This is a genomic window from Mycobacterium sp. (genome assembly GCF_049280035.1).
GTDB lineage: Bacteria > Actinomycetota > Actinomycetes > Mycobacteriales > Mycobacteriaceae > Mycobacterium.
This window is the reverse complement of sequence record NZ_JBAPPI010000536.1, coordinates 1-7,715: the sequence shown is the minus strand read 5'-3', so window position 1 is coordinate 7,715 and position 7,715 is coordinate 1. Positions and strand designations below refer to the sequence as shown.

Here is a 7,715-nt window from a genome sequence, read left to right as displayed (position 1 = left end):
CCGTGGACGTTGCCGAACGTCGCGGCCAGCAGGTAGTGCCCGTGCTCGCCGTGACCCAGGGCGTCGATGGTCTTCTCGAAGTCCTCGGGAGTGGTGTAGAGCTTGTCGTTGATCTCGGCCTCGACGCCGTCCTCTTCACCGCCGACCACGCCGATCTCGATCTCCAGGACGATCTTGGCGGCCGCTGCCTCCTTGAGCAGCTCCTTGGCGATCACCAGGTTCTCGTCGATCGGCACCGCGGAGCCGTCCCACATGTGCGACTGGAACAGCGGGTGCTTGCCGGCGGCTACTCGCTTGGCCGAGATCGCCAGCAGCGGGCGCACGTAGGTGTCCAGCTTGTCCTTCGGGCAGTGGTCGGTGTGTAGGGCGACGTTGATCGGGTATTTGTCCGCGACGACGCGGACGAACTTGGCCAGCGCCACCGCGCCGGTGACCATGTCCTTCACCCCTAGCCCGGAGCTGAACTCCGCGCCACCGGTGGAGAACTGGATGATGCCGTCGCTGCCGGCGTCGGCAAACCCCTTGAGGGCGGCGTTGATGGTCTCCGAGGACGTGCAGTTGATGGCCGGGAAGGCGTACGAGTTCTCCTTGGCACGTCGCAGCATCTCGGCGTAGACCTCTGGCGTCGCGATGGGCATGAACTTTCCTTCCTGACGTGTCGCACCAGTATCGCAACAACACATTGCCGTTGGCAGGCCGCCCGGGTTTCACCGGTATCTTGGAACACCGTGACGACCGCCTTGGAGACCACTTCAGTGGCCATGCCCAACTTGCTCGACCCGATGTACTGGTTGGGCGCCAACGGCGTGTTCGGGCACGCGGTGTTACCCGGCATCCTGCTCATCGTCTTCGTCGAGACCGGTCTGCTGTTCCCGCTGCTGCCTGGCGAGTCGCTGCTGTTCACCGGCGGCTTGCTGGCCGCCAGCGCGCACCCACCGGTCAGCATCGAGGTGTTGGCCAGCTGTGTCGCGGTGGTCGCGGTGCTCGGCGATCAGACCGGGTATTTCATCGGGCGACGGATCGGCCCGGCGCTGTTCAAGAAGGAAGACTCACGCTTCTTCAAGCAGCACCATGTCACGGAGTCACACGCGTTCTTCGAGAAATACGGGCCGATGGCGATCATCATGGCCCGATTCATGCCGTTCATCCGAACCTTCACCCCGGTGGTGGCCGGGGTGTCCTACATGCGCTACCCGGTGTTCCTCGGGTTCGACATCATCGGCGGCATTGCCTGGGGTGGGGGTGCGACGCTGTTGGGCTACTTCCTGGGCAACAATGAATTCGTGCATGACAACCTGGAAAAGATCATCCTGGCCATCTTGTTCGTGTCGATGTTGCCCGCATTTATCTCGGCGGCAAGGGTTTACCGAAACCGTCGCCGCGGGCCGTCAGACCGCGACCGTGAAGTCGCAGCCGGTCTTGGTCCGGACGTCGGCGACGGTCACCCCGGGGTGTAGTTCGGTAAGCGTGAGTCCGCGTTCCGGCTCGACGTCGAAGACGCACAGGTCGGTGATGATCATGGCCACCACGCCCTTGCCGGTGATAGGCAGCGTGCATTGCTTGAGGATCTTCGGGCTCCCATCTTTCGCGGTGTGATCCATCACGACGATCACTCGTTTGACACCCGACACCAAATCCATTGCGCCACCGGGTCCTTTGACCATCTTGCCCGGCACCATCCAGTTGGCCAGGTCGCCGTTCTCGGCAACCTCCAAGCCGCCGAGGATGGAAAGGTCGATGTGGCCGCCGCGGATCATCGCAAAGGAGTCGGCGCTACTGAAAAAGCTTGACCCGGCAAGGCTGGTGACGGTCTGCTTGCCGGCGTTGATGAGGTCGGCGTCGACGCCGTCTTCGGTCGGGTAGGAGCCGATGCCCAGCAGGCCGTTCTCCGACTGCAGCGTCACACTGATGGCGTCGGGAATGAAGTTGGCCACCAACGTCGGAATGCCGATGCCCAGGTTCACGTAGTAGCCGTCGCGCAGTTCCTGCGCGGCGCGCTTGGCCATCAGTTCGCGAATTGGGCTGTCGTGCTTGAGCGCCGCGCCATCGCTGGTAGTGCGGAACTCGATGCGCTTCTCGTAGTTGGTGCCCGCGATGATGCGGTCCACATAGATGCCGGGGGTGTGGATCAGGTCGGGGTCCAGCTCGCCGACCTCTACCAGTTCTTCCACCTCGGCCACGGTGACCGCGCCGCAGGTGGCGATCATGGGGTTGAAGTTGCGCGCCGTCTTGCGGTAGACGAGGTTACCGGCCGTATCCCCCTTCCACGCTTTGACGATCGCCACATCAGCCCGAATACCTTCTTCCAGAACGTATTCGGTGCCATCGAAGACCCTGGTGTCTTTGCCTTCGGCAAGGTTGGTGCCGTAGGCAGTGCGGGTGTAGAAGCCGGGAATGCCTGCCCCGCCGGCGCGCAACTTCTCCGCGAGGGTGCCCTGCGGAGTAAGGACAAGGTCCAGCTCGCCGGCCAGCACTTGGCGCTCGAATTCCTTGTTCTCGCCCACGTAGGAGGCGACGACCTTTTTCACCTGCCGTGCCTTGAGCAGCAGCCCCATGCCGAAATCGTCTACGCCAGCGTTGTTTCCGACGATGGTGAGGTCCTTGACGCCGCTGTCCACCAGCGCCTGGATCAGATTCTCCGGAATGCCGCACAGGCCGAACCCGCCGGCAGCGATTGTCATGCCGTTCTTGAGCAGGCCATGCAGGGCCGATTCGGCGTCGGGGTGGACTTTACTCATGAACCGTCCTCTCGTTGCTGGTCACGGCGTGTGCGGCCTCCATCAGCATCCAACCGGATAGTTGCACCGACAGATCGCGCTCGGCTATCTCCGAACCGGTGACCGCACCCTCGACGAACTCGGCCTGCTGCCCATCGGCCGTGGGCAACTCGGCGGCGCGATCCCAGAACGGCCCGAACAGCGGCAGCCCTTGCACCGACTGCCGGTTGTTCCACGCCGATTGTGCCGAGGACAGCACGATTTCACGGGCGGTTTCTCGGGCCGCCGCGTCCGCAGCGGACTCGCCCGGCAACGTAGTGGCGACCAAAGCCAGGTAGCGAGCGGTGATTCCGGAGAACAGCCCGCCGTCGCCGCCGCCGGAGCCGCGCAACACCCCGGCCGGCGCCATGTGTTCGTCGACGGCGGCGACCAGCCGATGCACTCGCGGCGCGTGCCGCTCATCTTGGGTGCGGGCGGCCAGCTCGGTCTCCAGGCCCAGCACTACGCCCTGGCAGTAGGTGTACTGCGCACGGACCAGTGAACCCGCCTTGATGCCGTCGAACACCAGGTGCGTATCGGGGTCGATCAGCGTGGCGTCGATCCAGTCCGCCATCTGCTCGGCCCGCCGTAGCCGGTCTCCGAAGCGCGCCAGGAAGATTCCCGCCGGGCCGTTGGCCGGCGCGTTGAAGAATTGGTCCTGCTTGCGCCACGGGATGCCGCCGCCGTCTTCGGGCACCCACGCTTTGACGAATTGGTCGTTCAACTTGTGCAGCGCGCGTTTGGGTTCCACGCCGGCGATCCGGGCGGCACGCTCCAGCGCCAACGCCAGCCATGCCATGTCGTCGTAGTAGCTGTTGACCCAGGAGCCGTTATTGCGCAGCCGATGCGAGCGGATCTGCCGGCCGATCTTGATGCGCCGCTCCGGCTGCGGGTCGCGCAGCTCCGCGTCGACCAGGCAGTCCAGCAGGTGCGCCTGCCACCAGTAATGCCAACCGCCGAACCATCGGTCGCGCCGGGCCGGCGGCCAGGCCACCACGCCGAGCTGGGTACCGGGCAACGCCCACAGCCGCTTCAGGTGCCGCCCTGCGACGGCGGCTTCCGCGCTGACAGCCCGGTTGACCCATGCCTGATCCATGGGAACTGATCCTGCCTTACCAGGCCCTCGCGATGTTCCCGTGTCGGCTGATCCACGTGGGCAGCCCTATCCCGACGGATCACATGCCGGCGACCGTTATAGGCGATCCATCGCGCGCGCCATGCAGGAGTTTTCCAGAAAGGCGTAGCGCTTCGGGTAGTCGCGGCGCGTTTGGCGGCCATCTTGCGTCGACGGCACGAGCGTGCGGCGCACGGCTGCAAGCAAGACGTGGGTCGGCTCGACCCACCGGCGCCGAGTCGTCGGCCGTGACCGCAGAGCCGCCGCCGTGCCGAGCGCAATCTCCTGCTCGGTGATCAGGACCGGTGCCGGCGATACCAGTTGCTCTAGGTCCTCATCGAGAGTTACGAGTTCAAGGTTTTCGTTGAGCATTTGAATCCTCCATCGGTGAGATCCGTTACTGGAATCGTCGATCGCGGTCGATCGATCGATGTCAGTGGCGCACTACTGATATTTCGCAGCGTTGCGGCGTGATACCACGTACAGGCGGATCAGTAGTTGTAGGTTGACGCCGGGGCATGACCCAGGAGGCGGCGATGGACAGCAGCCAGATGCAGGGGCTGGTCGACAGCCACATGAGGGCCGAAAATCAAGGGGATATCGATGAGGCGGTGGCTGTGTACACCGACGACGTTGAGCACGATGTCGTCGGATTCCCCAATGGCGCCAGTCGCGGTAAGGACGGTGCGCGCGATTTCTACGCCTACCTCACCGCCAACTTCCGCAGCGAGAGCTGGGATGTCCTGCGCCAGTATCTTGCCGACGACGCGATGGTCCTCGAGCAGCTTATGACGGGTACCGTCGTTGGCTCATTGCTCGGCCTTCCGGGTAACGGACGGCGCATAAGTTTTCGGCTGCTGCACGTCTTCGAGTCTCGCGACGGACTGATCAGCCGCGAGAATGTGTGGCTGGATACGGCCGCGGTGGTCGATCAGCTGAGTTGACGAGAGCTGCTGCCGCCATGTCTTTGCTGGCGTCGAGGCAGCAGCGCCGCGAGCTCGTCGCGGTTGGGCGTGCCGGTCTTGGCCATCGCCTTATAGATGTGGCTTTCGACGGTTCGCACCGACAACGTCAGCCTTGTCGCGATATCCCGGTTGGTCAGCCCTTCCCCGATAAGCATCACGATTTCTCGTTCGCGGTCGGTTAGCGGCAATCGTTCAACAGCCTTACGCAGGGCTGGCGTGCGGGCGCCGCCACATTGCTCGGCCAGCGCCTCGGCCCTCGCCGAGCATCCCAACGCCGACCCACGTAAGTCCTGGTGCCGGTAGGCGATGGCTGCGTGCGCCGCCGCGTCGACAGCAGCGATGAGATCGCCCATGTCCTCGAATTCCGCTGATACCGCTGCTAGTTCGCCACCATCGCCATCATGCAACGCTTCAGCGAACCGGGCCGCGACGCCGGCGCGGGGCCCTTCGACGATCGCTTCGAGCTCCCGCAATCGAGGCCCGCAGGAACGCTCCCCGAACTGTGTGGCTGTCTGTAAGCACATCACTTCAGGAGCGAATTGACTGTTGCCCCTGGCTGTTTCGGCGGCAGCAAGCAAGGTCACGATAGCTTCACTGATGGCGCCCTGTCCGGCGGCCAGCCATGCCTTGGCGATCGCGTACTCGTAGTCGAGGTATCGCCAGCTGGGATGGCGCTGCTTTTCGAGTCTCACGAGCCAGGCCGCTGCCTCATCCGTCGAACCGCGCATCGCGAGCGCCGTTGTCAGCGGAATCTGGCATCGATAACCCCACCCGTTGGAGTCGCTGGAAGTCTCTACGGATTCTATGGACTGGGTCAGCAGGGAAATCGCGGCGTCGAGTCGGCCAGAACCAAGCGCCACTCTGCCCACCGCGACAGTGCCAACTTGGAGGAACTGGAATGCTCGGAATTCGATCTGGCGTTGTCGTATGGTTTCCGCCGGTGCATCAGCCTCGGCGATTTGGCCAGACAACAATAGGGCGCCGATGTGGGCGTCGGTGATGATGACGAACGAGCGGATCGGAACGGGGTAACCGGCCGCTGCCGCTGCTACGGCTTCGCCGGCGCGGCCCACTTCTCCGAACGCAAGGGCGAGGGCCCAGGCCGTCACTCGCTGGGCGACGAGGTCGGGCAGCTCCTTCCAGATGAACTTGCCCGATGACTCGATGGCCGCGTGCGGCTTGCCCATCGCCGCCCAGTACACCGTCAGAAACGCGTCGATACAGCTGCGAGCCTGCGGCCCCGCGGCACGGGATGCATCATCGATGAGCGTCTTCGTACTTACCGGATCGGCGAGGGTGAACAGCCGATTGGTGGCCCGCAGAAAGGCCACCCGCCCGTACACTGCGTCGGCCAAGTCGCCTGCCTGGATGTCGGCGAGCAGAGCATCGGCTTCACGGCCTCGACCCGTACACGACAAGGCGTAGGCGCGAATGAGCTTCGCGTCCGCGGCGCCTCCTGCGAGCATTGCTGCTGCTGTGAGTCGATCGGCCAGCGGAAATTCCCATAGCCAGACCGCGCCGCCGGCCGCCCGAACAAGCAGGTCTGGATCGGGCTCGAGGTCAGAGTCGAGGCTCAGCGTTGCGCGGCGCACAGCCATGCGGATGTCGTCATGATCGCCGAATGTGGCCAGTTCGGCGGCGACCAGCCCACGCAGCCGTCGCAGCCTGGTGGGGGCTGCGCGGCTGCGGCGCACCTCGCCGTACAGCGGGTGCGCCAACCTCGCCTCGACCCGATCGCCTACTTGGTCAAGAGCGATGAGACCGCGGATGTCGGCCTGCTCGACCGCGGCCGGATCGGTTATCCGGGTCAGCGATCCGAGTTCGATGGGTTCGCCGACGGCGAGGGCGTCGATCACGTCGCTAACCGAGCTGGGCAGGCCTCCGATCCGTCCTTCGATCAGTTCGACCAGGCTGGGCGGTAGGACCGGATCACCGAGCCAGCGCCAATACCCGCCCTGCAGCTTGAGCCGTTCATCAGCAACCTCCCGCTCGACGATGTTTCGCAGATACAGCGGGTTGCCGCGGGTCAACGTCCACAACCGCTTGGCGGCCTGCGGATCCAGCGGGCCGCCCAAGGTTGCCGAGATGAGCGCGGTTATTTCGGCTTCGGACAACGGTTGTAGGTCGAGGCGGTCAAACTCTTCGACGTTCCAAAGCTCCCGCGTCGCGGTGGGAACCGGTTCTCCTTCGCGGATGGTGAGTATGACCTTCGCGGCGCGGCGCTGAATGATCTGGTGCACAACGAATGTCGACAGATCGTCGAGCAGGGCCACATCATCGACGCCCAGAACCACTGTCCTGCCCGGGGACGATGAAGTCAGCGCGGCGATCACGCCGCGGACTAATTCGAGGTTGTCCTCGACGGCAGGCACTGCCCATGAGGAGAGCGCCCCTAACGGAATCGACCGCGCCGAGGACGTGGCCACTATCCAACGGACTTCATACTCGTTCGGCGCAATAGCGTTAAGCGCTTCACGTGCGATTCGGCTCTTCCCCACACCGGCAGCCCCGCAGACCACGATCCCGGACGAGTCCGAGTCGAAAATCGCGGCTTCGATAAGTCGCAGTTCCTTCGAACGGCCGGTCAACGGCCACGTCAACCGCACCCGTACAGCCTAAAGCGGCAGCCCGGGCGTCTAGGGCGAAAGATCAGTATCCGCCTACTGACGTGTCTCCTGGGGTACCGGAGCAACGATGGCGTCGCGGTTACCAACCGCTAACGCCTAGCTGACTTGTTCCGAGCAAGGGGTCGTTATGACCGTCGACACGATGCCTACCCGCAGTTGCCCGAATGTCTTCGACGCGGGGCTCCCCATCTTGGCCTATGAGCAGTTGGACGATCCTGAAGAGGCGCACCGACTCGTCGCGCAGGCCCGGGAT

General features: G+C 64.2%; 7 protein-coding genes. 2 read left to right on the top strand and 5 right to left on the bottom strand.

Annotation, left to right across the window (positions count from 1 at the left end):
* The coding region (gene fbaA / locus WAN71_RS17465; RefSeq protein ID WP_422226535.1) for a class II fructose-bisphosphate aldolase at nucleotides 1–638 on the bottom strand (638 nt) is incomplete at its 3' end.
* Between the two features lie 123 nt (nucleotides 639–761).
* On the opposite strand from fbaA, the gene WAN71_RS17460 reads away from it, so the two are divergent.
* On the top strand, nucleotides 762–1,457 hold the full coding sequence (locus tag WAN71_RS17460; protein ID WP_422226536.1) for a DedA family protein: 696 nt from the start codon (nucleotides 762–764) through the stop codon (nucleotides 1,455–1,457).
* Here the strand turns inward: WAN71_RS17460 and WAN71_RS17455 are convergent.
* From WAN71_RS17455 to WAN71_RS17445, 3 genes are all read right to left on the bottom strand, one after another.
* The gene (locus WAN71_RS17455) at nucleotides 1,389–2,738 is read right to left on the bottom strand and encodes a 3-oxoacid CoA-transferase (protein ID WP_422226534.1); all 1,350 of its coding nucleotides are present in this window, start codon (nucleotides 2,736–2,738) and stop codon (nucleotides 1,389–1,391) included. The genes WAN71_RS17460 and WAN71_RS17455 overlap by 69 nt on opposite strands.
* The gene (locus WAN71_RS17450) at nucleotides 2,731–3,852 is read right to left on the bottom strand and encodes a glycoside hydrolase family 76 protein (RefSeq protein ID WP_422226533.1); all 1,122 of its coding nucleotides are present in this window, start codon (nucleotides 3,850–3,852) and stop codon (nucleotides 2,731–2,733) included. The genes WAN71_RS17455 and WAN71_RS17450 overlap by 8 nt, the downstream gene beginning before the upstream one ends.
* Before the next feature lie 96 nt (nucleotides 3,853–3,948).
* Entirely contained in the window at nucleotides 3,949–4,242 is a 294-nt protein-coding gene (locus tag WAN71_RS17445; RefSeq protein WP_422226532.1) for a hypothetical protein, read from the bottom strand.
* A 146-nt stretch (nucleotides 4,243–4,388) separates the two neighbouring features.
* Here WAN71_RS17445 and WAN71_RS17440 point away from each other — a divergent pair, with 146 nt between their 5' ends.
* Nucleotides 4,389–4,814 (top strand): nuclear transport factor 2 family protein, encoded by a 426-nt coding sequence (locus WAN71_RS17440; RefSeq protein ID WP_422226531.1) that lies wholly within the window; start codon nucleotides 4,389–4,391, stop codon nucleotides 4,812–4,814.
* Here the strand turns inward: WAN71_RS17440 and WAN71_RS17435 are convergent.
* The gene (locus WAN71_RS17435; protein ID WP_422226530.1) at nucleotides 4,802–7,441 is read right to left on the bottom strand and encodes a LuxR C-terminal-related transcriptional regulator; all 2,640 of its coding nucleotides are present in this window, start codon (nucleotides 7,439–7,441) and stop codon (nucleotides 4,802–4,804) included. The genes WAN71_RS17440 and WAN71_RS17435 overlap by 13 nt on opposite strands.
* Nucleotides 7,442–7,715: the final 274 nt, after the last annotated feature.

Bases quoted from the DNA above. Each gene is read 5' to 3' on its own strand.
- WAN71_RS17460 (WP_422226536.1), top strand. From the start codon at position 762: ATGCCCAACTTGCTCGACCCGATGTACTGGTTGGGCGCCAACGGCGTG.
- WAN71_RS17455 (WP_422226534.1), bottom strand. From the start codon at position 2,738: ATGAGTAAAGTCCACCCCGACGCCGAATCGGCCCTGCATGGCCTGCTC.
- WAN71_RS17450 (WP_422226533.1), bottom strand. From the start codon at position 3,852: ATGGATCAGGCATGGGTCAACCGGGCTGTCAGCGCGGAAGCCGCCGTC.
- WAN71_RS17445 (WP_422226532.1), bottom strand. From the start codon at position 4,242: ATGCTCAACGAAAACCTTGAACTCGTAACTCTCGATGAGGACCTAGAG.
- WAN71_RS17440 (WP_422226531.1), top strand. From the start codon at position 4,389: ATGACCCAGGAGGCGGCGATGGACAGCAGCCAGATGCAGGGGCTGGTC.